A 23728-nucleotide genomic window follows, 5' to 3' on the forward strand; every position below is an offset into this window, starting at 1 on the left:
GATCCAATTTCATGAGTATTACAGTTCAGTTGCCTAAATTCGAAGGACCGCTGGGGCTTCTTCTTTATCTTATCCGTAAAGAAGAAATGGACATCATGGATATTAAAATCCATGAGATCACCAAGCAGTATCTTGATTATATCAAATTGATGAAGGAATTAGATCTGGAAGTCGCCGGCGAATTCGTTGCGATGGCTTCTACTTTGATTCAAATTAAATCCCGCATGCTTCTTCCTCAATATGATGAAAATGGCGAGGTTGTAGAGGCGGAAGATCCGCGCAAAGAACTTGTGCAAAAACTTTTGGAGTATCAAAAGTATCAGGAAGCGGCCAAACTTCTTTACGAACGTCCTTTGGTTGGACGTGATGTCTGGTTGCGAGGAACTCGCGAATCTTTGGATCAAAAAGAAGAAGAGATTATTTTAGAAGAAAATGCGCTGTTTTCTTTGATTTCGACCTATCGCAAAGTTTTGCGCTCAGTTAAGAAGAAAGTTCATCAGGTTGCCGCGAAGGCACAATCGATCGCCAGCCGCGTTTTAGAGATCAAAGATCGTTTGATCGTGGGCCAACGCGTGACGATGATGGAATTGGTGACGGCGACAGAAGACCGTGCACGCCAGGCTTTAATCACGTTCTTGTCTTTGTTAGAACTTGGAAAAATGGGTTTTGTAGGTCTTTACCAGACGGAAGCGTATGCGGACATCTGGGTGGATGCGAAAAAACCAATCGAAACGGATGTCTTGGCTCGAGTGGAAGAGTACGACTCTATGCGCGCAGACCAGGTCGCTGAAAAGATGATGGAAGAGTCTAAAAAGATTCAGGAGGATGAGGATTTCCTTCTGACAGATGCGGAAGATAAGTTGGAAGAAGCCAACCCGCAAATGCAATTGGGTTTTATTGAGGACGGTTCCTCAGCGGAAGCCCTGGAATCAGGTCTAGATATCGCCACGGATGACGAAATCCTAGCAATGGAAAACGAACTATTTAAAGACGACGCAACGGAAGTATAAAGATGGCCAGAAAAAAGAAAAATCTTGAAGCACCAGTTGAAGCAGAAACTGATACGGCAGTGATGGATGTGGAAGTTGAAGCCACGGAAATTGAAGCTGAAGTCGAAGCGGTTGAACTTTCTGAATCAGAAAACGACAATGCGTCCGAAGACATGGAACTTGATGGTATCGAATCCGATGCTTCCGTCTTTTTAAACGAGGAAGAAGAAACCGAAGGTTTCCTTCCGGAAGCCAGCGAAGACGACGTTGCCGAGATGGAAGCGGAAGCTTCTGAAGACGACGATGTTTCTGTTGAAGGAACAGAGCTTGATAATTTTGACTCCGCCGAAATCGAAGAAGTCGAGTTCGTTGAAGAAGAGCGTCTGGAAAGCATCGTAGAAAGTGTGCTTTTTGCAAGTGATCGTCCGGTCAGCTTGGCCTCTTTAAAGCTGCTCTTTAAAGGCACAAATATCCGCGGCGACAAAATCCGCCGAGCTCTGGATCAATTGGCTGTGGAATATGCAGGTGGGCGTCGTGGTGTGACCTTGGAAGAAGTTCCCGGCGGTTATCAACTGCGTACTAAAATCGACAATATGGAATTCCTGAAGCGCACTTTGAAAGCTCGTCAATTCAAGCTTTCCGGTCCAGCTTTGGAAGTTCTATCGATCGTGGCTTATAAACAACCGACCGTAAAAGCGGAAATCGACGAAATCCGCGGCGTGGAATCCGGTCACTTGTTGCGCGCTTTGATGGAAAAAAATCTTGTTAGTTTTGAAGGTAAATCCGAACTTCCTGGTCGTCCTATGCAATACGGAACGACGAAAAAATTCCTGGAAATCTTTGGTCTTCGTTCGATCAAGGAACTTCCGACTTTGTCTCAGATCGATGAATTGTTGCCTGAAGGTATTGATGAGCAGCAAGCTGAAGAAAAGCCAACTCTGGCTTCGATCACAGATTCAATGTCGGAAACTTTTGTGGGTGCTTACTCGCAAGGTGAAGACGAGTTGATGAAAATTCAAGAGCAGCTTGAAGATATTGCGACAACCACCAACTTCTTCGAAGAAGAAAAGCGTCGTCAGGCGGAAAAACGCGATCAGGAACGGGCTCAGAATATTCGTGATGCCTTGGCCTTTGGCGAACCGGTTTCAACTCGAGACGCAAACTGGTTGAAGAAGTACGATGAAGCTTTGGCAGCGGGAACCACCCTTGTGGCGATGGCCGCAGAGAAAAAAGCGACGTTTATGAAATCAACCCCGGGTTCAGCAGATGCTTCTGCTGAAGCTGCTTCAGAAGGCGATAGTGTCGAAGAAGCTTTGCTGGCGGAAGAGGCTGCGGAATCTGAAGAGATGATGGAAGAGGGGGAAGTTTCTAAGGAGCTTACCGAAGCTATCGAATCTTTTGATAACGACACGGATATGGATGAAGCTTCTGATGATCAACTTTTTGCTGACAGCGATGAAGAGTCAGCGGAAGATGAGGAATTGCCATTCCTAGGAGAAGCTGATGACATTGACGAAGAAGGGGATGCTTCCGTTTAAGGTTTTATTAAGCCTTTGGATTGTCTATAACATTTTTACTATGTTCGTTATGCCCAACGTAGGCGCTTACTTTGGGCGAGCGACAGCGAATTTTATCACGCCCTACGCCAATACTGTGGGGCTGAACGCCAGCTGGAATTTCTTCTCTCCAGATCCTGCCCACACCATGTATGTTCGTTATACGGTTCGTTTTTCAGACGAAGAAGGCAACGACGTTCAAGAGCCTGTTGAGGGCTATTTTCCCGCCGAAAAGAACAAAGGCATTTCCAATGCCACCCGAAAGCGGGAACTCTATGCCATGCGATTTATGGTGATTGAGCCTAAACGTCTGCGATTACTTTATGGCCCCTGGCTTTGTAAGCAGTATCCCGGCGCCAGTTCCGTGGAAATGGAGCACGTGATAGAGACTGTGCCTCCTTTAGATCAAGTGGTTCTAAGAAGGGACGAAACGGTCAAGGATCTTTCTCAAGAATTGCAGTACGTGCGTGAATATTACTCCTGCACCGGTGGTGCGGACGAGGAGGCGTTATGATGAAAACGTCTTTAAAAAGTCTTTGGCAAAAGTGGGATCAGTTTTGGTTTGCGCCTCAGAACCTTTTGGGTTTGGCCTATATGCGCATTCTGCTTTGTGGCACGATGGTTTATCTCTATGCCATCAGAGCCTTCAATCTTGGTTACTACGGCGAGAATGCCTGGATCTCGCGCCCTATGGCTTTGGAAGTAATGCCTGAGCTATATCGGCCGCTCTTTCTTTGGGCGTTTTGGCCTGATTCCCTGAATATGATCATGCACTCATTGCTGATCGTTTTCCTGATTTTACTGACATTGGGAATCGGTGGGCGATGGCTGATGTGGGCCGCCTGGATTATCGACGCGGGTTTTATTCAGCGAAACTATTCGGTGAATTTTGGCGCTGATATCATTGCCGCTCTTTTCCTGTTTTATATGTCTTTCACTCAATCCTGTGAGCGTTTGAGTGTTTTAAATTTGCTGCGTAAAAAGAACACGTTTAAGTCTTCGGATGTCTTAAGCTCTGTCATGATTCGCATGATGCAGGTTCAGATTTCCGTTCTTTATGCCTACACGGGCTGGGAAAAACTTAAAGGCGGAAGCTGGTGGGATGGAACCGCTCTTTGGAGTGTGATGGCCAATCCGCAAATGACGACCTTCGATTTTTCTTTCCTCAGAACGATTCCTTGGATCATTCCGGTGATCGCTTATCTGACGATCATCTTTGAAATCTATTTCCCAGCGATGGTGGCTTGGCCTAAGACGCGCAACCTGTGGTTGATTCTGGGGGTGTTTTTCCATGCGGGCATTGGGATCTTCATGGGGTTAGGACCTTTTGCGACGACAATGGTCTCGACGTACTTCCTTTTTGTGGACCCTCTCATTTTGGAACGCGCTTTAAAAGGGCCCAAGGCTCTTTTTGCGTCTCAAAATTAGATTTATTTAATTTCTGGTCCAAGTCTTCCGATCTCTCATTTATCCTGGATAAGTGGGGGATCTATGAAATCTTTAGTTAAGGGAGCAGCTTTATTAAGCCTGACCGTATTGGCAGCGTGTTCGCCAATCCAAGGCAATTCCTTACTGACAGATCAAAAGGATGATCCCTCCACTCACGCGGTCGATAAAACTCCAAAGTCAGAAGAACTTTTTTTGAAGGTCGATACTCCTCAGATCACGGCGACAGCCGGTCAAACAAAGGCGGATATTTCTGGTGAATGTTATGTGTCGACGTACGCCAATCATCGCATTTATTTGATGAATGGCGGTTCTGCTTTAACAATCATTGATCTAAATACGGGCAGTAATACGGCGACTTGTAAAAACGGACGGTTTAATTTTGCCTTCAATCTGGATTCCATTGCTTCGGGTTCTTACGGCCTGAAGGTGATTATTTACGCTTATGATTCGGCGGGCACACTGGTTGTGAACGAAGTTCAAGGCGCCTCAAGTTTAACTCTGATAAAACCTTAAGAGCTCGTCTAATAGCCCTGGCGCAAGTTGTCCTTCGTTCACATTTGCGTAGCTATTAAAGAATTAAATTGAAATCATTCTTTAGCTTGTTCTTGGCATCCTGATCTTTCGTCTCAAGGATGATGGTGTCCTTCAATCTTAAATCACGAATAAAATCCGCGCGTCGATTCAAAGGAATCGAGTTCGCCGTCACTGTTGAAAAAGCCGAATTAAACGGTGTTTTGAGTAAAGTTCTTTCCTGGCGTTCAGTGGAACTAAGGGTTTCAAGAATTTCCAAAGCCAAATCCTTATTGGGAGAGTTGACCGGAATCGCGGCCCCCCAGACAAGAAGTGCGCTTACGAAAGATGTGTTCGTCTCTTTGGATTCCAGACTTAAAGGTCCTTCCATGGCACCTTCTTCAGGAAGATCCCGATCTAGTTGATCCAGCTGAAGGGTTAGAACTTTCTTTTGTAGGACTTCATTTAACAGCCCTTGTTCTTTCCAAAGTTGAAAGTGTTTTAAGAGCAGATCTTCATCAGCCAGAAGTAACAGGAAAGATTCAGACTTGTTTTTTAAAAACTCGGTAAAACTTTCTTCCTTGGAGGTTTGGATACCAGTCTTCATCCAGTAAAAAGGAAAAAAGTGAAAAGCGCCTGTTGATTTGATCGACAGGAAGTCTGAAGCCACCCGATTCTGCAGACCCCGGCGGGTTTGCGCGATATCTAAGAGCAGATCTTGTCGAGCCAGAGTGTTCGCCCAGAACGATGGCAAGAAGATGATGTCCACGGCGGGGCTTGCCACGGTGTTGGCTAAAATCGCATCCCAATCTCGGGTGATTGTGACTGAAAACTTCACGTTGAGTTCATCTTCAAGTTCTTTGCGAATTTCTAAGGGAAAGAAAACTTCATCAGTGGTAAAAATTTGAATTTTTGTGGGACTGATAAAATAAGATCGGGAAAGACCTTGGGGTAGAACTCCGTGAAGAAATCCCACCCCCATACAGATCAGAAAGAATAAGGTCCAAAGTATTGTGTTTTTTATATCAGCACTTCCTGTTAGGCCGCCATGTTAATAGCGACCCGAAGAGGAGTCCAGCTTCCGCGCCATCGGCGCCGCAGCATCCTAAGTCGTTTACTTAGAAAGTCTCGTCGAAAGCAACGGCACCGCTGACACCGACTTGGTAAGCAGAAACACGTCTTTCAAAGAAGTTAGCAAGTTCCTGCATATCTTGAAGCTCCATGAACGCGAATGGATTTTTCACGTTGTAGCGTGGAGCAATGTTTAAGCTCTCCAGGCGTTGGTCGGCGCAGTACTCAAGATACTGACGCATGTCTTTTGCAGAAAGACCGGCAACACCCAAGTGAAGGACGTCGTTGGCAAACTCCATCTCGCACTCGATCGCATCTTCAAGCATTTGCACAACCATGTCTTCCATTTGTGAGTTGAAAAGATCTGGTTCTTCTTTGCGCGCCGTCTTGATAACTTCCACGGCAAAAGCCATGTGCATGGATTCGTCACGGAAGACCCAGTTTGTGCCGGAAGCAAGACCCGCTAGTAAACCTTTTGAGCGCAAGAAATAAACGTAAGCAAAAGCGGCATAGAAGAACAAGCCTTCCACGCAAGTTGCAAAGCAGATCAGGTTCATCAAGAAACGACGGCGATCTTCTTTGGTTTGAAGTGAGTCCAACTCGTTGATGGAATCAATCCATTTAAAGCAGAAATCCGCTTTCTTTTTGATCGACGGGATATTTTCAACAGCAGCGAAGGCCGCCGTGCGCTCTTCAGGGTCTGGGATGTAAGTGTCCAACAAAGTCAGATAGAACTGAACGTGCAAAGCTTCTTCGTAAAGCTGACGTGACAAGTACATGCGGCCTTCTGGTGCATTCACATGTTTGTACAAGTTCAAAACCAAATTGTTGCCGACGATAGAATCACCTGTCGCAAAGAAAGCCACTAGACGAGAAATCAAGTGTCTTTCTGCTGGTGTCAGTTTTGTATGAAGGTCCACCAGGTCGGTTGAAAAGTCTACTTCATCAACAGTCCAAGTGTTTTTGATTCCGTTTTTGTACATTTCGTACATAACGGGGTATTTCATAGGGCGCAGAGTTAAGTTAAAGCCGGGATCTAAAATCATAAAAACGTTCTCCGAAAAAAAATGCTCCAGGGGAGCGGTTTTACGCGACCGAGGTCGCTGTTCAGTTTCGGTGTCCCCGAGGGACACCGTCACTTTTGCGGGATTTTCCCCGCTTATTGGCAAGCCTCGCAAGCCTCTGGATTTTCCAGAGAGCAAGCAATCACTTCAGCATCTGTGTAAGTTTTCTTAGGTGCAGTTTCAGCTTTTGGAGCTGCATCCACGGTGTTGACCGCGTCTGCTGATAAATCCATGCTGTTGCTTCCAGACTTCACTGTCGTTTTTGCAATCTTCGTCGCAGGACGAGAGCGCAAGTAGTAAGTCGTCTTCACACCTTTCTTCCATGCATACATGTACATCGAAGAAACTTTACCGATAGTGGGGCTTTCCATGAACAAGTTCAAAGACTGAGCCTGGTCAATGTAAGCGCCGCGATCCGCCGCCATATCGATCAAAGACTTCATCGGAATTTCCCAAACAGTGCGGTACAATTCTTTCAATTGTTGAGGAATAGCCGCAACATCCTGGATAGAACCATCTTGAATCTTAATTTCATTGCGAAGGTCCTCGTTCCACAAGCCCAAAGCTTTTAAATCAGAGACCAAGTATTTGTTGATCTGCATGAACTCACCAGAAAGTGTTTCACGTTTAAATAAGTTGGAAACTTGCGGTTCAATAGCTTCGTAGCAACCCACGATAGAGGCAATCGTCGCCGTCGGCGCAATCGCAATCATCAAAGAGTTTCTTAAGCCATGCTTTTTGATTTTTTCTTTCAATTTTTCAAAACGCTCTGGTTGAGACGGAGTCACGCCCCAAAGATCGTATTGCAACAAGCCTTTGGCTGCTTTTGTTTGTTCATAAGCACCGTGAGGGCCGAATTGTTCAGCAAGTTCACAAGAAGTCACTAGCGCATTGTAGTAAATCTCTTCTTGGATTTTTGCCGACAAATCACGAGCCGCTGCGGAATCAAAAGGAAGTTTCAATTGGAAGAAAGCATCCTGAAGACCCATCACACCTAAACCCACTGGACGCCATTTGTGGTTGGAGTCTTGTGCCGTTTGGATAGGGTAGAAGTTGATATCAACAACACGATCCAAATATTTTACAGCCGCACGCACGGATTTCGCCAGTTTTTCAAAGTTGAACTGACCGTTTTCCACGTGACGTCCCAAGTTCACAGAACCCAGGTTGCAAACAGCTGTTTCAGACTTCGAAGTCACTTCCAGAATCTCTGTGCAGAGGTTGGAAAGATGGATCACGTTGCCTGGTTCGCCAGTTTGATTTGCTTTCAAATTCGCGGCATCTTTGAACGTCATCCAACCGTTTCCAGTTTGCGCCAGCGTTTTCATCATGCGCGAGTACAAATCACGAGCTTTGATTTGTTTCACGTACATTTTTTTCTCTTCAGCTTCAGCATAAGCCGCTTCGAATTCAGGACCATAGGTGTCAACAAAGTGAGGCACTACACGTGGGTCGAAAAGAGACCACATCGCATCTGCTTCCACGCGTTTCATGAACAAGTCTGGAACCCAGTTCGCCAAATTCAAGTTATGAGTACGCTTGGCTTCGTCACCCGTGTTGTCACGCATTTCAAGGAATTCTTCGATGTCAGCATGCCATGTTTCCAAGTATACACAGGCGGCGCCTTTGCGCTTTCCACCTTGATTTACAGCCGCGACGGAAGAATCCATGGTTTTCAACCAAGGAATGATGCCATTGGAATGACCATTTGTTCCTTTGATCAAAGAACCACGAGAACGGACACGAGAGTAAGCTACGCCGATACCACCGGCAAACTTAGACAACAACGCAATGTCAGAGTATTTGTCGTAGATCGCTTTCAAGTCGTCTTCTGGGGAATCCAAAAGATAGCAAGAAGACATCTGTGGACGAGTTGTGCCGGAATTGAAAAGGGTGGGCGTGGAAGCCATATAGTCATGAGAAGAAATCAGACGATAGAACTCGATAGCCTCTTCTACGGATTGAGCCAGACCGCAAGCCACGCGCATGAAGAAGTATTGAGGAGTCTCAAACACCTGGCGAGAAGTTGGATTTTTCAAAAGATAGCGATCGTAAACAGTTCTTAGGCCGAAGTATTCAAAACGATCTGTGCGGTAAGGCTCGATCGCAGCACAAAGAGCCGCTTTGTGCGCTTCCACGAATTTATAAGTCGTCTCAGACAACAGACCTACGGAGTGACCGAAAGCCACTGAGTCTGCGAAAGATTGGATTTTCTGAGAACGAACTTCTTCATCAATATAGATAGAAAGAAGACGAGCCGCCAGACGAGAATATTCAGGTTCTTCGCCGATCAACAGGGAGGCTGTTTGAATACAAAGATTATCAAGTTCATTTGTTGTGGCGCCATCATAAAGACCGCTGATGGCTTTTGTCGCAACACGAAGTGGGTCCACTTGAGTCAGGCCCTGGCAGTTGCGAGTCACGCGCTCAACGATCTTCGTAACGTCGACCGGCTCTAGCGTGCCATCTCTTTTTTTAACTCTCATGATGTGAGCTGTTGTTTCCAACATGATGTATCCCCTCTGCCCCGTTCCGTTTGGGCAAAAAAATCCCCGGCCGATTTTTCACCCCTCGTAAAAAATCAGCTCGTGGCTCAATATATAAATGTGTGTTATTTTAGAGACTGAATCGCTAATCCTTAGCTGTTGGTCCAGAGTTGTTACTCGTCAACCTCCCTTAAGTGGCCGTCAGTTCTTCTTTCGGCTAACCCCTATATCTAGGGGTCTCTTTCAGGTGCCTCATCAATAAGGCGGGTATCGATCTCAATTCCAACTGTGTAATTCTTTCTTCGAAGTTGCAAGAATATTTTTTGCGATAACGCCAACTTTTTTGTGACATTGCTCATCAATTAAGCAGTTTAGGTGAAGCGCTTGACATAAATATGCTGCAAACAAAATTAGCAAGAGCTGGTGATTTTACCTCGTAAAACCAAAGTCCAGCTTGAAAAGTCTGTTTTTAGCTGTTTTAAACGGGAATTTCTCTGTACTGATCTTACACGATCTTAAATTGTACAGAAACTAAGCATGCGTTGGCGACACCGGGACAGATTTTTGGCGTAAAACGGACTGTAGCTCTAGATCTGTCGCGTTTTCCGCTAAAAAATTCTGTGATTGATAGGATTTTCGCGCTCGCAGATAGTCAATAATGTACTGATGCGTGCCCATTTTATCTTTGGTCCATTCGGGCGCGATCAATTCATCCCACCGCGACGAATAAGCGGCCAGTCGGTGCATGGCAAAGCGCGGGGAAAGATGCTGTAAAAAAAGCTCCACGCGCTGAGCATAGGTTTCCCGATCGATAGGTGAAAATTCACCGTTGTGATAAAGACCTTCCAGAGGCGTGTTTTTTAGAACATGCAGATTGTGCAGCTTCACGTTCGTAATGGGCAGCGTGTTCACGATCTCGGCTGTTTTAACAATGTGTTCATCCGTCTCGCCCGGATTTCCAAAGATCAAATGAATTCCCAGATCCACTTTGGTGTTCGCGGCGATTTTATGAATGGCTTCTAAAGAAGCTTCGGCCGTGTGTCCTCGGCGCATGAACTCCAGTTGATCGTTGAAAAAACTCTGCACGCCCAGTTCGACAGCGACAAAAGATTTTTCATGATACTCCTGCCAAAGATCCAAAACGGATTTAGACAGACAATCGGGACGGGTGCCGACAGTGAAGCCTTTCACCCACGGGTAAGACAAAGCCACATCAAAGTTATGCCGCAAAGCTGAGACTTTGGTGAAAGTGTTGGTGTAGGCTTGGAAGTAGATCAAAAAAGCTTTGGCATTATAGCGGGCGCCAATCTTGGATTGATAGGTTTCAATCTGCTGACGCAGCTCCATGGAAAGACTTTCGGCGTTGGCGGCGGAACCCCAGACGTCACAAAAAACACACGTCTGCATACCTTTAAGGCCGCGTCGATTCGGACAATCATCCACCACCGAGACCGGCACCTTATAAACCTTTTCGCCAAAGAGCTTATTGTAGTGCTCACTGATTGTATGATAGGGAAGTCCTAACCAGCCTTTTTCCATAGGTTCTTGTACAAGTTTCTACTGCGGGAAGTCAATGAAAGCATGGAGTGATATAGGATTTGAAATAGAAATCACCGGAGATCTTAGTCCGAGTCTGCGTCTTTTGGCCTCGCTGGATCCTTCCAAAGATCGCGGCGAGTCCATGCATCATTCTGGCGGAGCCTGCACGGAAACACTGCTGATTTACGGAGAGCCCATTAAGGAAGTTCTGCACAACGTAGAAAAGCCTCACTTTTTGATTGTCGGCTTGGGCTTGGGGTATATCGAAACAGTGATTGCGCGCGAGGCCCTTTTGCAGAATAAAGCGCCTTCCGATATTGGCTTGATCACGAGTTACGAAAGTGTGCCTGAACTGCGGAAGTTCTTCTTTAAGTGGTTGCACGATAAAAATGAAGTTCTCCACGCCGAGGTGACGGCGACCTATGAACAGATGCTCGCCAGTGTTCTTAAGGGCACCACTTTGACTCCCGAAGCAGTGAAGTTGTTTTTAAGGCAGCACTTCGCAAAAGAAGAAGATATCTTCGGTTCTCTGTCCAAAGAAGTGCGCTTGGTTGCGAAGTATCACTGCATTCTTTATGATGCGTTCAGCTCGAAAACTTCGCCTTATCTTTGGGAAGAGGGTTTTTTAAACGCCTTTTTAGAGCAAGGGGCGGCGAAGTCCTGTATTCTTTCCACCTATGCGTGCAAGGGCGCGCTGAAAAGAGCCCTCAAAAATCAGGGCTTCCAGGTGATTGTCCGTGAAGGATTTCAAGGGAAAAGAAATTCCACGCTCGGAATAAAGAGCTGAACATTGGGGAAAAACGAGATCATTTAAAAATTGTTTATTTTGCTCTTGAAAAAAACACGCATTAAATCTCTACTAAGTTATGCGTTTTTTCTGGTGCGTATTGGTTCTTATATTTTTGGTCTCTGAAGGCGTTTGGGCGAAAACGATCGAGTTTGCGACCTTACCCATCCCCCTGCTGGTGGAAAGTTCAGAGCGAGGGCTTTTCGTCAATCTCACAAAAGAGATCGCCAAACGCAGTAAAAAACAAATCCATATCAGTGTGTATCCCACCGGCAAGGCCCTGGTTGCCTTCAGCAGTCATAAGGTGCAGGTTTTTTTTCCTGGGATGGAAGCCTTCGTGCCCAAGAAATATGTAAGATCCAGCGCCTTTTATTTTAAAGTCGATCATATTTTCTTTAAGAAAGGCCGTGCTGTAAATAGCATTAAGGATTTAGAGGGAAAAAAGGTGGGTCTGACCTTCCGCTATGTCTATGCAAAAGAACTTGTGCAGAATAAAAAAATCAAATTCGAATACGCTGCCGATGACATTCTCAATATGCGTAAGCTGGCGCAAGGACAGATTGATGCGTTTGTGGTGGAAGCACGCTCGGGTTTGAAGGCTCTGCAATTAAGTGGAGAAAAGGATATTGAGTTCGATAAGGACGCACCTCTTTCCGAACAAGAGGTCTTTTACGCTTTTCATGACGACGAAGAAGGTAAAGAACTGGCCCAGATTTTTACCCGAGCCATCGACGCGATGAAAAAAGATGGAAGTCTGGAAAGAATTTTTAAAGCCAGTCCTTAAAGAAAGGAAAGGGCCCCACCGGGTCCTGGTGAAGCCCTCGGAACTATTCGACAGTTCCTAAACGAATATCTGAATCAAGAACAATGTACAATTGGGCTTCTTCCTTAAGACTCCATTGTAAATCGTAAAGCTCACTCTGGCGGGGATACTTCTGCAATAAATCTTTCAGAATTCCCTGCGCGACCAGGCGTGCATTTTGCCGCAAGCTAGGATTGGTTTTGGTTTGCGGTTTTAAAGTTTCGGCGCGGTACTGCCAAAGCTGCACTTGAAACTGTTCATAGGGATGCAGAGTGTCCCCCGTTTTTAAAGAAATCTCCTGGAGTGTTTCTAAAGCCTGAGTCAAATCCAAATAGGCTTCCTCGCGCTGACCTTCCATGATGGCTTTGGCCGCGCGATGAATTTTAATTCGCGCCCACATGAAGTGATAAGGAAACTCGTAAACACCATCTGTTAAGGCTGTGTCTGAGGCCTTTTGCAATAAAGCCAATGTTTTATCAAAACCGTTTCGACTGCTATGATCGGCTTCGTTAGTGAGATAAGCCTGAACATAATATTTCATCGAATCATACCAAGCCGTCTTTGTCGGATCTTCCCAGGCGCGTTTCACGCCTAAAACTTCGACCGGAGAATCGGGGTTCGTTGTCAGTCTAAAGCCAATAAAAGGAGACCGGTTGGTGGGGTAAGTTTCCGCGACGCTCATCCACCATTCTAGTCTTGCCGGGACCATGACGTGCGTGGCAGCGGTGTAAACTTTCGTCGTGGTGCGACCAAAACTGCGGGGGCCCACCAATTCATCGGTGTGTCCGCTTAAGCGATTGATAACCCATTGCGCATCGATCTGACCAAAATCTTCCTTCAAGGTGCGGTGCACGTGAGTCAAACGAGCGCGCGTTTCCAGGGTTTTGTTAAGGCTGTATTCGTAACCTTCGGCACTTGTACTCGGTGCCACGAAATGATTACTTTGACCTAAAAACGTCTGTTTTGATCTGCGCGCCACGGCCACGGTATTACCGCTGAGTTCGATCGACGCCGCCTCATCTGTTTTTGAGTCAGAAATAAAGAAGGTCCAGGCGCCAAAGCCTTTACGAGTTTGAATAAGATGAATGGCCTCATTCAAGGTTTTCGCATTCATCAAAATGGTGTGCAAAAGATAAGGAGCTATATCGGAACTGCCATTTTCATAACGGATTTGTGTTCCTTCTGTTTGCAATTCGTGCAAACTGACCGCCAGTCCGTAATTGTTAATTCCACTGATGCCGCCGGCATAGTGAAGGCCGGCTGACGCCAATCCCACTGAGGTGATTCCATTCTTTTGTCGGTTGATGATAATCACCTGCTGCGGTTCATAGAATCCCAGAAGGCCGGTATCAAAATTTCGTCCATGAACGAGGGCTCCATCCTTGGAGCTTGTCGCAGACGCACTGATCCCTGTGCACCCCATTTTTATTGAACGAAGTCCCTGCGCAATCTTCTTAAAAGGTTTTAAGAGAGCACTGCCCACGAAGTAAGGAGCGCATGATGCAAAAACTTTCATACTTCCTTTGCGTGGATTCTGTTCCAATTGTCTTTGCATAGAGTCGGCAAAAATAGAAAACTCCACCATATAATTGGTTTCTTCAAATTCTTTCCAGCCCACTTGGCTGCCGGCATCTTTTAAACCGCGATACAGGTTTTTGATTCCAGATTTGAACTCTTCTGAAACACTGGATCGGTAGTTATCTAAAACACATTTTTTAACCAGAAGAATCTGATCAAGTTCTTGTGCGGAAAGGCCCGCAAAGGCGCGTGCGACTTGAGTCTGAACGCCTTTTAAAACTCCTTTTTCAATTTCAGGCCGTAAAAAGAGGCCGTGATAATACGCCGTCTCGGCAAAGCCACCTTTAAGATCTAAAACGTGGACTTTATTTTTTGCGCCTTCCGCGCCACAGACAAAATGTTTCTGGCCCTGGAGTTCCCGGATCAGCGTGCAGTCCGCCCAGGTAAGAGCGGGTGTTAAAAATATCAGAAGGGTTAAGATTTTCTTCATAGGATCCCCATAGATAAATACGCCGAGAAAGTTAAAAAACCGCAGGCGGCGATGACTTCCAGATGGCGTAAAATTTGTTTTAAATGGCTTTTAAAATGACTGATAACAAATAGAAGAAGAACGAAGCTGACCAAAAATGCCAATGTGTAAGACAGAGCTCCGATCAATAATGCCGAGGTGGTTGCAGCTGCCATATTGGAAAAGAGACCCGCATAAATAAATACCAGATGAAAATTGCCCATCGTCAGCAAGAAACTTTTTCTAAAAGAGGGCGGACGAATCGCGCCTTCTAAAGACGTCGAAGCTTTGGCAGATAGAAGAATCTTGGCGGAATAAAGAATAAGGCAAATGACTGTTAAAATTGTTAAAAGGATCCGCAGCCATTCTTGTTGCAGCCAGGGACTTTGCAATAAAGCCAAAGCTAAACCGATGTAAATCACATCTCCGACCAGAAAGCCGGCAATGGACTTCCAAGGCCAAGAGCGTTCAGCGACCAGGCTGCGAATGATATTAAAACTCGCGGGCCCCAAGGCGAATGCCGAGATAAAACCGATCGAGATCAGCCAAAGAATCATTGGATTTCTCCGGAAATATTCAAACGCATGAAGTGCAAATATTCTTCAGCTGTTTCAAAAGTCGTCTTTAATTTGAACTGACCACGACTGCGATTGCTCTCGAAGTATTTTTGCAGGTAGTCCGCGCTCATCACAGAGACTTGGGCTGGCCCCAGAACGCCCACTTCGCGGCAATCTTTGTAGTCTCCGTTCAGGCGTTTCATTTCCGCATCAAGAGTGGCCGCGACCTCGTCCGCATTGATAGCCGCATGGGCCGGCACAAATAAGGTCCAATGATAAGAGGTCTTGCCGTTGTTTAAGACCGGTGAAAGAAAGAAGTGGCGTAAATCAACGTTGCGAATGTTTTTGGTGGAAAGATAGCAGTCCAGAATTTCGTCATCAGACACTTTTTCCGCCGCAAGGTTCATTCCTGTGCTTTTTCTTCCGACGAATTCAAAAACAAGATCCTCGCCGTTTTGCTGGAAGCTGATGACGTCTTTCATACAATAGTGGATAAGGCCATTGGGAGTGCCGACGTTGATAAAATAGGGAACACCCATCTGGATTTCGTGAAGTCCCAGAGATCTCTTTTCGCCTTCGACCGGAGTGAAAGAGTAAAGGAGATCGGGGTTAAGAAAATATTTCTGTCTGCCGTTTTGATATTTCTCATAGGGAAGGCCGATGGCGGCTTCTGTGGCTGCGTAGACGCCGTAGTAGTTCAGTTCATGGCCAACAAGTCTATTAAGTCTTTCGGTGTACTGTTTAATAGGTGTCGCCGCATAGATAAAAACCTTCAGTCGCGGCCAAATTTCATTGATGGTTTTTTTTCCGGTCTTTTGCAGTATGGCCTCAAAGATACTGATGAGATAGGTAGGAATTCCACTGACAACCTGGATGTCCTGGTGCAGGGATTCTTCGATCAGCATGTCGATTTTGCGGTCCCAATTGGAAATCGCCAGAACCTCTTTTGAGGGAAAGGTGGTCTTTGCGAGGGCCTTGGGAACGCGGGTGCTTAAGATGCCCGAGATATATCCGAATTTAATATTGTTCTGAGTGTAAAGATAGGGATCGGAACCGAAAGTCAGACGACCCACTTTTAGAAAATTGATATCCGGTTCCAGCGTACTCATCTTGCTGGCGATCCTTTTTTGGGATTTTAAGAACATGCGGATCATACGCTCGTTGTAGGGAACTCGCTTGCTGTCTTTTCCTGAAGTTCCAGAAGAAAGGCCGCAGTATTCCACTTTATCTTTAAAGAGAATGTTTTTGTGTCCCGCCGCGATCATATCGACATAAGGGGCGTAGTCATCGTAATTGTAGACGGGGACGTGCGTGACGAATTCCTCGTAGTTTTTAATGTGCGCCAAGCGAAGGTCTTTATAGATACGCGTGCCGCTCAGCGAGCGCTTCATGTTCGTGAAGTTTCTTTCTTGTTTATTTAAAAGATCTTCACGGCTGACGCTCATGTATTGAGAATAGGTCTTTAAGTATTTTTGCCCTAAGCCTCGCACGACTGAATCGACCGCAAACATAAAAAGTCTCCTTCTTGATGGGAGGAATCTATTTCGGTTTAGGTCTTATGTCGCGGAGTTCCCTTGACAGGTTTGCGGTAAAACTGTCGAATTCGCCGACTTCGGTTGACAGATTTTAAGGGTTTTTGTCAAAATTGCATTATGGCAACACAGTCCAAAGAAGACATCTATTTCGCCGTCTGCAATGCAATCCTCAAAATGGAAGTGGCGAAGGGTCATCTGGCCTGGACACTTTCAGATATCTCCCGGGAATCGGGAGTCACCCGCTCTCTGATATATTACTACTTCGGTAAAGAGAAAAAGACGGCCTTGGAAGAGGCCTATAAGTTTGTGATCGCGAATTTTTGGAATTTTGAACGGACACGGACTATGGGAATTCGCGATCGTCTGAAGCAGATTCTTGAGGACGTTAAGAAAATGCCCTTTCTTTTTGTGCTCTATTATCTGAACAAAAATAAAGATAGCGAAATTGGAAAAATGATCCACGACGCCGAAGCAATGTTGCTGCAGGCTTTGCAGAAAGAGTTTCCGCATTTGAGTGAAACCCAAGTTCTTGAAGTGTATCTGAAAGAGCTGGGGGCGATCACTTTCCAGCTCCCTTCAGAAAAAGTGGCTGATCTTTTCGAAGACTATATTCGCCGCTAATTGTCCGCAAGAGCCTTCGGTGTAAAGCGGGATGTCTTAAGTCCCTGATCTAATTTTACACCTGAAATCGCTATTTCAGTGCCGCGGTTGTTTTGGACGTTGCGGATTTTAATTTTTGATGCGCGCCACTTTGTCGGTGACACTTTTTTATATCCCACAACATCAAGAACTTTGAGCAGCTTTCCTTGCTTGTCATAGCATTCTGATTTCATGGGTAAAAATTCATCAGCTTGGATGAAGCTGATAATTTTAGAATAGTTCGGTGAGGTCGAATTCACATCACTTTCGATAAGATAGTATTTCTTTCCCTTCACTTCGACGGTTTTCTTAAGGACATTCTGCGCACCTTGTTCGCGATTGAAATCAAAGTCTTCGGTGCTGAGTTCTGAGCCCAGAATACCACCTTGTCCGCTTTCCCCCGTCAGGCGACGGGTCTGTTTGGAAGAGGGTAGATAGATCCATTTGTCTTCCTGTTCATTTTTTAAAGTGGCTAACAAAGCTGTGCCTTTAAGATCCTGAGGCTTTTGCATGCGCACCATCAGATAGTGTTCTTTTTTGCTGGGGCTTAAGCGCCAGATGCGCATCTCGCGTTCTTTGCTGGAGCCGTCGGCTTCGATGATTTTCATTGAAATCTGCAGTTCCTCATCCTTGGCGCGAAGGCGTTGACTCATCTGCTCGCCGATCTGTTGGACCGTCGGTGCGCCGCTGGGGGATTGCGCAAATGTCGGTGTTGGTGAGAACGAGATGAAAAGAGCCATAAAGATCGCAGATGCAGTCGCCATTATTTTCTCCTTTTTCCACGGTACTGAATTCAAAAGCCACGGGCAACTTTTCAACAAAGTTGGCAGAAGAATCAAATCACCCACCAGTCCTGCCAGCATGGATAAAAGCATGTAAAATCCAAAGATCCGATTCATGGCAAAATACGAAGCCATAAATACTGAAAAGCCAGCCAGTAAAGTCATGCTAGAAATCAAACAGGGATTGCCTTCCCGCCAAAGGGTCTTTTCGATTTCCAATTCACGTGAACGCGGATATTTCTTTTGAATCGCGCGCAGTCTTTCCAAAAGATAGACGGTGTTGTTAAATGCCAAACCCAAGGCGATGGAAAAGATGATTGCCACACTGGGTTTGATCGGGGTTTGGGATAGAGCCAGGAAGCCCAACAAGGCTGCCGGCGGCACCAGGTTAGGAATACACGCGACCAAGGCCCAACGCACAGAGCGGAAGACGAAAATCAAAAGCAGACAGATTGCGGCCATGGATTGCCAAAAGCCGAAAATCAGCTCATGCGATAGTTCATTATTCAAATGATGAATTGTTGAACCCATGCCTGTGATCTCAGTGCTAAGTTCGGGAAACTTTTTTTCAGTTAGATTTTTGATCTTCAAGACCAGTGAATGTAATTCATTACCGGGAAGATCTTGGGTGCGAACCGAAATGCGAGTGTTTGACGAGTCCGTATTTAAGAAATTTTTCAGTGGACTGTTGCTAGATAGCGAGTACAGGAAAAAAACTTCTGCTGTCGAAGAGCGACTGGCGGGCAGACGCGAATGATGCAGGTTTGCCGCCGCCACCAGATCGGGCAATCCCACGACACTACCCACTCCTGGCAGGGCGCGAATGTCGGAAAGATGCTGATCCAGGCGGGCTAATAAGGTGGGGTCGTTCCACGTCTCTGGCGAGCCCTTAAGTTCAATGTCGATAGGAATCATCCCACCCAATTCTTTATCAATGGTCTCTGTGGAAAGACGTACTTGGTGATTGGCGGGAAGGTCGTCAAAAAGACGAGCCGACCAGGACAGACTTTGTCCTTTGATGGCCAGGGCCGACGAGACAAGAATGATCAGGAAGGCCCACACTCCAGAACGTCGGAACAAATAGAGTCCCCAGCGCGCACGACTCCAGGCCCACTGGCGAGCTCGGGGACCCGGCAGAAAGTGCAGCATCGGGAAAAGAAGCAAGGTCGTCACAACCCAGCCTGTCGTGATAGAAATGGCGGCCGTGATTCCGTAGTCCCGGATCAGAGGGACTTTCACAGTCAGTAAAGCTAGGAAGCCGATCATGGTGGTCATTGAGGCAATGAAGTTTGGTCCTAACAAGGTTTTGAAGGTGTAAGTGACCAGTTCATTATGGGTCGCGTGCGGCTGATTTTTACGTTCTTCTGTGTATCTTAAGAGCGTGTGGATACACAGCGATACCACATCGACCGTTGTCAGGATGGGGATCGTGCTGGATAGAATTGAAAACGGGTAGCCAGCCAACGCCATGATCGCTAGAACGATGATATTTGCGCAGAGGATGACGATAAACGAAATAATCAAAGGTGACCAATTAGAGAAAATTAAACCCAAGACAATGAAACAGGCCAAAAAACCCAAGACCACAAAGTTGCGAATTTCTGTCTGAAGAAGAACACCCACGTCCGTCTGTACCGCCGGAGTTCCGCCGATCTCCACTTTTGAAAACGGCACCGCAGCGTTGGCAGTGACCTCAAGATTCTGGCGCAGATGCAGAATCTCAGTCGTGTTGAGAGCTTTGACATTCACAATGACTGAAGCAGTTCTGCCATCTTTCGATATCAAAGTCGGTGAGATGAGGGGATTGTTGGTGGTCTCTTTTTGCCATTGTTCGGTGGGAAGATTTTTTAACAACGGCCCCACACTTAGACCATGGTCGCTACTGAGTGCGCCTTGAACCGTGGCCAGACTGAGAGTGTTTTTAACTCCTGGAAAGTGCGCCAAGAGTTCTGTGAGTCTTTCTAGGCTTTGAATTTTATCTTTTTCAAACCAGGTCTCGCTAGGATGGGAAATCTTTGCTGTAATGATGAACGGTTGTGAATCTGGAAGTTGAAAAAGCTGTCTTGTATGTTCGTCTCTCTTCAAGAGTGGATTATCCTGAGGAAGAAACTGCTTTAAGCTGTACTGCGTTTGCAATTTAGGAAGAGCAAAGAGGCTTAATAAGGTAATCACAAAAACTAAAAGCAAAGTTGAAATGGAGATTCTTTTGACGGAATCAGGGAAGTTTGTTTTTTCCAATTTCGGTTTCTTCATCAGTTGTCTTCTTTCGATTCTTTTTTAACAAGTGCTTTAGAAAATTGGGGATAAGCCGTATTCTACAAACATGAAGATGGGAAACACGATGAGAAAATCTAAATCAAGCTTGATAACGACAAAGGGCCTAGTTGCATCACTGTTTACATTGTTCTTCTCCTTTGAAGCTCTTTCAGTTTCGCAAATTAACTCAGAATTTCAATTAGCACTTCCTAGACAGTTTCAAGAAAATTTGATTGCGAAAAAATGGGAAACCCTCGTGAATCAAGAGTTTCAAGGGAATTGGCAATTTCCTGATCAGGAAATTGCCGCTCAAGATGTTCCTGTAAAAATAAAAAACATTTCTTTGAAAGTTCTGACTCATCTGGAGAAACCAGCGCTGCAGCCTCAGCAAACGTCTTTACTGTTAATGTCTAAAGATCTGAAAGCGCAACTCGTGATTGGTGAAGTGAGTGTTGACCATATTGTCGAAAGAGTGGTCGGTGGAATCGTCGGTCGTTTTCGCGTTCAAGCCTCTTGTAAAAATGTGTCTCTGATAATGAAGCCAGGGCAAGGCTCGATGTCCCTGGCGCTGCGGCCCTCGGTGGGGGCGAACACTGCGTCGGCCGTCGTTCAGGAAGTCCGAGTGGCCTGGGCGCCGGGAAGTTGGAATTCAGAGGGTATCCACTGTGAAGGTGTCGAAGGATTTGCCGATTTATTGAAAACTGAGATCGATAAAATGGCCAACGATTCAGAGAGTTTCATTCAACCTAAAAAAGACCTCATTAAGAAATATGTGGAAAGCTACCTGCAAGATCTAAAGTTGGATTTTTCCAGTCCACGTCAGTTGATTGTGTCTCGTCCTGATATTCGTGTCTTAATGAAGGTGGATCAATATACGGACCAAGGCGAAGCGGGCGCCCTGGTGCAAGGTCATCTGCAGATTGAGTTTTTAAAATCCCCTGACGAGGAAGTTACAAATCTGACTTTATCACCCGGGTCGATGGTGGGGGGAGGCGCTGAGGCGCAGATTCTTTTACCTAAGGATTTCGTCAAACAAGTTCTGGCAAAAGCGTATTCGGCCAATGCCTGGCTTCATCAAATCACTTCTGATAAGCTGCCGGGTTTTAGCAGTCTGATGAATTCGCGATTTCTGCAGTTTTTTGTCTGGCCGGCCTTGCGCGACTATGCAAAATCAACAAAGTTTCTCTTTGAAGTCTATTCAAACAAAGACATGGAGATTCAGGGCGCGGGCCTGCAGTATCAGGTCAAAGCCAACATGTATTCACGCATGCGGGCCCCTCGCTCGGGCGCTTATGTGCCTTTTGTGAACTGGTCTGTTCCCTTAAATTCAAAAATCAATTTGCAGATTGCAAACGGCAAGGCCTCTGCCACTTTCATTAATCCGACCCTGGGTTTGACGCCTTATTATGATGCTTCCTATGTCGCTAAGTACTCACCGAACCGACGCATATTGTATGGAACGATTCGGGATAAAGTCCTTGCCGGTATCTGGGGTAAAACCTTGTCTTTTGAGATCCCTCAGCTTCCGCTTATGGAAGGGGTCAGTTTAAAAGTGAAGAAGGTGTTGGCTCCGGCAAATCAGGATTTGATATTGCAGTTGGCGCCTTAAAAAGAGCGGGACAGTGTGAGGGTGTAGGAGTCATTCTTCTCATAGACTCCTAGCGGTGTTTCGCTGGATCCTTGAATCAGGCTGGCGGTGAGGCTCAAGTTCCACGCGTCCCAAAAGCGTCGAGTCAGTGTCAGTTCTTCGTAGTTGCTGCCGTGAAGCCCATCATACAGACCCAAGAGCGAGAAGTTCCAAACCTCTTTCCAGGAAAGACGGCCGCCGATCATCCAGGCATCGCGAAAAATTTCCGTGGTTGATAGGTTTGAATCGTTTTCCTTTTCCGTCGTGATAAAGGACTTCTGTAAGACAGCAATCAAAAGACCACTTTCGCCGAAAGTGAAAGTTTTTTCCAGACCCATGACGTTTTCAAAAGTCCACTTTTGCAAATAAGGACTTTCCGTGATGCTGCTGGTATAGCTGCTGGCGAGTTTAAACAACGTGTCCCAAGAATTCGCAACCATCGTCACTCCCCCTTGGCGGATACGATAGTTTGTGACGTTCAGCGTGACATCCGGGTCCACGCGGACCACGGTTTTGGGTGAAACTGAAACGATGGTGCCGGTAACCACGGGTTGTATCAATGGGAAAGCGGCCACGCCTTCAAAGTAGCTGAGTCCGAAGTCGAAGGTGTTTCCCCGCCGCTGAATGCGAAAGGCGTAGTTGTTCTTCAGAGCGTCGTCCAACTCGTCCTTGCTGCCATAGCTGTAGTTGAGTCTTTCAGGGAGCAGAAGCAGTAGGTCGTTTTCTGGAGTTTGCGGAACGAAGATCTCGCGCGGCAACCAGCGACTTTGTTCACCAGGTAGGACGGCGCCCTGACGAGTCGGAATATAAACCAGCTCGTAATCCCAGTTGTCAAAGTTTTGCGACCACACCACCGAAGGGGTGCCCATTTTGCGGCTGTGTAAAGGATCGAAATATTGCTTCGAGTTCACCACATCCAAAGGGTTGTAACCGTCCGTCACGCCCCAGGTAAAAAGATTATAACCGGCTTGCAGAGAAGATGTTTCGGTTTGATAGCGCAGAAAGGCTTCGCCAGGATCGAAGAAATATTTTTCCGTTTCGGATTTGTTATTGGGATTGGCGATGAAGGTCGGCTTTACAAAAAAGCGCACATTGTCCAGATAGCGCCAGTCATAGATAGGGTCCAGTTCAAGTTTATATAAGTCCTGATTGGTTTCTGAACCATATTCTTGTGCGAAATAGACCGCATCCAGTTTTGTATCGATGTGCAGACTCCACTCCGTTTTGCGTTTGGCCTGCGTCGGAAGAGTCAGCAATAGAATAAGAACAACACCCAATATCTTCATCGAAGTTGATGATAACCATAGCTTTCCTGTTTTCACAAGGGGCCGTGAGTTGTGCGAATCTTACGCTGTGGCAAATTTATTTACGTATTCGATAATGGAGCTCTTGAACTCATCAGGAAGGCCGACAAAACGCAAACCTGCATAGCCATCATTCCCGACATAGACGACTTCGCAAGCACAGTTGACCGTGATGTAAAGATTAGGGCTGGTCAGAGTGCCGGTAAAGCGTTCGCCAATTTGCAGATTACGGGCGTCATTAATACCTAAACCGCCTTCGCTGATCGAGATTACACGGCATGTGAATTCGCCTTTGCTGCCTTGGCAAGTCAATGTCCCCACGATCGGAACGCGGGGGTGGGAGCGTCGACTGATGCCCAGATCTTCCACCACGCGTGGGACAGCATAGACTTCTCGCCAAAGGCCCGTGCTATCGGCACAAATATCCACCGCAGAAAAATCACTCAGGGTTTTCAGGTAAGAGATCAATTCAGAATACTTCATAGGGGATTTTTCTTTCCCCTCGATTCGCACCTTCCAAAAACCCTGAGGTTCTGCCGCGTGAGGCGTCGCCGGAAGAGTCTGAAAAGATTCTTTTAAGGTTTGTCGCCAGCGCATCGGATTCATCCATTCGCTTTGGCCGCGGCCCCAGATTTGAGGTTCTTTCGCGGATGCTAAGCGAGTTTCTATTTCTTCATGATCAAAAGGACCGTTTACTTGGCCTTCCGAAAGAATAAACCAAATCTTCGAGTTCGCCACCGATGTTCTCC

General features: G+C 46.2%; 19 protein-coding genes. 9 read left to right on the forward strand and 10 right to left on the reverse strand.

Features of this window, described 5'->3' with window-relative positions; translation table 11 throughout:
* Positions 1 to 11 precede the first annotated feature (11 nt).
* The 5 genes from OM95_RS06410 (at position 12) to OM95_RS06430 (ending at position 4507) form a co-directional block, all read left to right on the forward strand.
* Positions 12 to 1010 (forward strand): segregation/condensation protein A, encoded by a 999-nt coding sequence (locus OM95_RS06410; protein WP_041871628.1) that lies wholly within the window; start codon positions 12 to 14, stop codon positions 1008 to 1010.
* A 2-nt stretch (positions 1011 to 1012) separates the two neighbouring features.
* On the forward strand, positions 1013 to 2527 hold the full coding sequence (scpB, locus tag OM95_RS06415; RefSeq protein WP_291515705.1) for an SMC-Scp complex subunit ScpB: 1515 nt from the start codon (positions 1013 to 1015) through the stop codon (positions 2525 to 2527).
* Positions 2493 to 3059, forward strand: a complete 567-nt coding sequence (locus tag OM95_RS06420) for a hypothetical protein (RefSeq protein WP_041871631.1) — start codon at positions 2493 to 2495, stop codon at positions 3057 to 3059. The genes scpB and OM95_RS06420 overlap by 35 nt, the downstream gene beginning before the upstream one ends.
* Entirely contained in the window at positions 3056 to 3973 is a 918-nt protein-coding gene (locus tag OM95_RS06425) for an HTTM domain-containing protein (protein WP_291515707.1), read from the forward strand. The genes OM95_RS06420 and OM95_RS06425 overlap by 4 nt, the downstream gene beginning before the upstream one ends.
* A gap of 63 nt (positions 3974 to 4036) precedes the next feature.
* Entirely contained in the window at positions 4037 to 4507 is a 471-nt protein-coding gene (locus OM95_RS06430; protein ID WP_041871634.1) for a hypothetical protein, read from the forward strand.
* 55 nt (positions 4508 to 4562) lie between these two features.
* Here OM95_RS06430 and OM95_RS06435 read toward each other — a convergent pair whose 3' ends face one another.
* From OM95_RS06435 to OM95_RS06450, 4 genes are all read right to left on the reverse strand, one after another.
* Positions 4563 to 5486 (reverse strand): hypothetical protein, encoded by a 924-nt coding sequence (locus OM95_RS06435; RefSeq protein WP_041871636.1) that lies wholly within the window; start codon positions 5484 to 5486, stop codon positions 4563 to 4565.
* Between the two features lie 136 nt (positions 5487 to 5622).
* A complete protein-coding gene (locus OM95_RS06440) occupies positions 5623 to 6621 on the reverse strand; it encodes a ribonucleotide-diphosphate reductase subunit beta (RefSeq protein WP_041871954.1) in 999 nt (332 codons plus the stop codon).
* Between the two features lie 113 nt (positions 6622 to 6734).
* On the reverse strand, positions 6735 to 9149 hold the full coding sequence (locus tag OM95_RS06445) for a ribonucleoside-diphosphate reductase subunit alpha (RefSeq protein WP_041871638.1): 2415 nt from the start codon (positions 9147 to 9149) through the stop codon (positions 6735 to 6737).
* Between the two features lie 507 nt (positions 9150 to 9656).
* A complete protein-coding gene (locus tag OM95_RS06450; protein ID WP_291515709.1) occupies positions 9657 to 10664 on the reverse strand; it encodes a TIGR01212 family radical SAM protein in 1008 nt (335 codons plus the stop codon).
* Positions 10665 to 10698: 34 nt separating this feature from the next.
* Here OM95_RS06450 and OM95_RS06455 point away from each other — a divergent pair, with 34 nt between their 5' ends.
* Both OM95_RS06455 and OM95_RS06460 read left to right on the forward strand, forming a co-directional pair.
* Entirely contained in the window at positions 10699 to 11451 is a 753-nt protein-coding gene (locus OM95_RS06455; RefSeq protein ID WP_041871640.1) for an MnmC family methyltransferase, read from the forward strand.
* Positions 11452 to 11530: 79 nt separating this feature from the next.
* The gene (locus OM95_RS06460; RefSeq protein WP_041871641.1) at positions 11531 to 12235 is read left to right on the forward strand and encodes a transporter substrate-binding domain-containing protein; all 705 of its coding nucleotides are present in this window, start codon (positions 11531 to 11533) and stop codon (positions 12233 to 12235) included.
* Positions 12236 to 12278: 43 nt separating this feature from the next.
* On the opposite strand, the gene OM95_RS06465 is transcribed toward OM95_RS06460, so the two are convergent.
* From OM95_RS06465 to OM95_RS06475, 3 genes are read right to left on the reverse strand one after another with little or no spacing between them, the layout of a single operon-like run.
* Positions 12279 to 14261 carry a C45 family autoproteolytic acyltransferase/hydolase gene (locus tag OM95_RS06465; protein WP_041871644.1) on the reverse strand — a complete coding sequence of 661 codons (1983 nt, stop codon included), beginning with the start codon at positions 14259 to 14261 and terminating at the stop codon, positions 12279 to 12281.
* Positions 14258 to 14836 (reverse strand): LysE family transporter, encoded by a 579-nt coding sequence (locus OM95_RS06470; protein ID WP_041871647.1) that lies wholly within the window; start codon positions 14834 to 14836, stop codon positions 14258 to 14260. Before OM95_RS06470 ends, OM95_RS06465 begins: the two co-directional genes overlap by 4 nt.
* The gene (locus OM95_RS06475; protein WP_041871649.1) at positions 14833 to 16347 is read right to left on the reverse strand and encodes a GH3 auxin-responsive promoter family protein; all 1515 of its coding nucleotides are present in this window, start codon (positions 16345 to 16347) and stop codon (positions 14833 to 14835) included. The genes OM95_RS06470 and OM95_RS06475 overlap by 4 nt, the downstream gene beginning before the upstream one ends.
* A gap of 141 nt (positions 16348 to 16488) precedes the next feature.
* Here OM95_RS06475 and OM95_RS06480 point away from each other — a divergent pair, with 141 nt between their 5' ends.
* The gene (locus OM95_RS06480; RefSeq protein ID WP_041871651.1) at positions 16489 to 16992 is read left to right on the forward strand and encodes a TetR family transcriptional regulator; all 504 of its coding nucleotides are present in this window, start codon (positions 16489 to 16491) and stop codon (positions 16990 to 16992) included.
* Here the strand turns inward: OM95_RS06480 and OM95_RS06485 are convergent.
* The gene (locus OM95_RS06485) at positions 16989 to 20045 is read right to left on the reverse strand and encodes an outer membrane lipoprotein-sorting protein (RefSeq protein ID WP_291515711.1); all 3057 of its coding nucleotides are present in this window, start codon (positions 20043 to 20045) and stop codon (positions 16989 to 16991) included. The two genes, OM95_RS06480 and OM95_RS06485, sit on opposite strands and share 4 nt — an antisense overlap.
* A gap of 88 nt (positions 20046 to 20133) precedes the next feature.
* Between OM95_RS06485 and OM95_RS06490 the strand changes: the two genes are divergently transcribed.
* Positions 20134 to 21657: a hypothetical protein gene (locus OM95_RS06490; protein WP_291515713.1), complete on the forward strand. Its 1524-nt coding sequence runs from the start codon at positions 20134 to 20136 to the stop codon at positions 21655 to 21657.
* Here OM95_RS06490 and OM95_RS06495 read toward each other — a convergent pair.
* Both OM95_RS06495 and OM95_RS06500 read right to left on the reverse strand, forming a co-directional pair.
* The gene (locus OM95_RS06495; RefSeq protein ID WP_041871654.1) at positions 21654 to 22961 is read right to left on the reverse strand and encodes a hypothetical protein; all 1308 of its coding nucleotides are present in this window, start codon (positions 22959 to 22961) and stop codon (positions 21654 to 21656) included. The two genes, OM95_RS06490 and OM95_RS06495, sit on opposite strands and share 4 nt — an antisense overlap.
* 60 nt (positions 22962 to 23021) lie before the next feature.
* Positions 23022 to 23717 (reverse strand): PilZ domain-containing protein, encoded by a 696-nt coding sequence (locus OM95_RS06500; protein ID WP_041871655.1) that lies wholly within the window; start codon positions 23715 to 23717, stop codon positions 23022 to 23024.
* Between the last annotated feature and the right edge of the window lie 11 nt (positions 23718 to 23728).

Origin of the sequence: Bdellovibrio sp. ArHS, from assembly GCF_000786105.1 — a bacterium.
Lineage (GTDB): Bacteria > Bdellovibrionota > Bdellovibrionia > Bdellovibrionales > Bdellovibrionaceae > Bdellovibrio.

Excerpts from the sequence above, each read along its gene's own strand:
- OM95_RS06410 (WP_041871628.1), top strand. The coding sequence starts at position 12 with ATGAGTATTACAGTTCAGTTGCCTAAATTCGAAGGACCGCTGGGGCTT.
- scpB (WP_291515705.1), top strand. The coding sequence starts at position 1,013 with ATGGCCAGAAAAAAGAAAAATCTTGAAGCACCAGTTGAAGCAGAAACT.
- OM95_RS06420 (WP_041871631.1), top strand. The coding sequence starts at position 2,493 with ATGACATTGACGAAGAAGGGGATGCTTCCGTTTAAGGTTTTATTAAGC.
- OM95_RS06425 (WP_291515707.1), top strand. The coding sequence starts at position 3,056 with ATGATGAAAACGTCTTTAAAAAGTCTTTGGCAAAAGTGGGATCAGTTT.
- OM95_RS06430 (WP_041871634.1), top strand. The coding sequence starts at position 4,037 with ATGAAATCTTTAGTTAAGGGAGCAGCTTTATTAAGCCTGACCGTATTG.
- OM95_RS06435 (WP_041871636.1), bottom strand. The coding sequence starts at position 5,486 with ATGGGGGTGGGATTTCTTCACGGAGTTCTACCCCAAGGTCTTTCCCGA.
- OM95_RS06440 (WP_041871954.1), bottom strand. The coding sequence starts at position 6,621 with ATGATTTTAGATCCCGGCTTTAACTTAACTCTGCGCCCTATGAAATAC.
- OM95_RS06445 (WP_041871638.1), bottom strand. The coding sequence starts at position 9,149 with ATGTTGGAAACAACAGCTCACATCATGAGAGTTAAAAAAAGAGATGGC.
- OM95_RS06450 (WP_291515709.1), bottom strand. The coding sequence starts at position 10,664 with ATGGAAAAAGGCTGGTTAGGACTTCCCTATCATACAATCAGTGAGCAC.
- OM95_RS06455 (WP_041871640.1), top strand. The coding sequence starts at position 10,699 with ATGAAAGCATGGAGTGATATAGGATTTGAAATAGAAATCACCGGAGAT.
- OM95_RS06460 (WP_041871641.1), top strand. The coding sequence starts at position 11,531 with ATGCGTTTTTTCTGGTGCGTATTGGTTCTTATATTTTTGGTCTCTGAA.
- OM95_RS06465 (WP_041871644.1), bottom strand. The coding sequence starts at position 14,261 with ATGAAGAAAATCTTAACCCTTCTGATATTTTTAACACCCGCTCTTACC.
- OM95_RS06470 (WP_041871647.1), bottom strand. The coding sequence starts at position 14,836 with ATGATTCTTTGGCTGATCTCGATCGGTTTTATCTCGGCATTCGCCTTG.
- OM95_RS06475 (WP_041871649.1), bottom strand. The coding sequence starts at position 16,347 with ATGTTTGCGGTCGATTCAGTCGTGCGAGGCTTAGGGCAAAAATACTTA.
- OM95_RS06480 (WP_041871651.1), top strand. The coding sequence starts at position 16,489 with ATGGCAACACAGTCCAAAGAAGACATCTATTTCGCCGTCTGCAATGCA.
- OM95_RS06485 (WP_291515711.1), bottom strand. The coding sequence starts at position 20,045 with ATGAAGAAACCGAAATTGGAAAAAACAAACTTCCCTGATTCCGTCAAA.
- OM95_RS06490 (WP_291515713.1), top strand. The coding sequence starts at position 20,134 with ATGAGAAAATCTAAATCAAGCTTGATAACGACAAAGGGCCTAGTTGCA.
- OM95_RS06495 (WP_041871654.1), bottom strand. The coding sequence starts at position 22,961 with ATGAAGATATTGGGTGTTGTTCTTATTCTATTGCTGACTCTTCCGACG.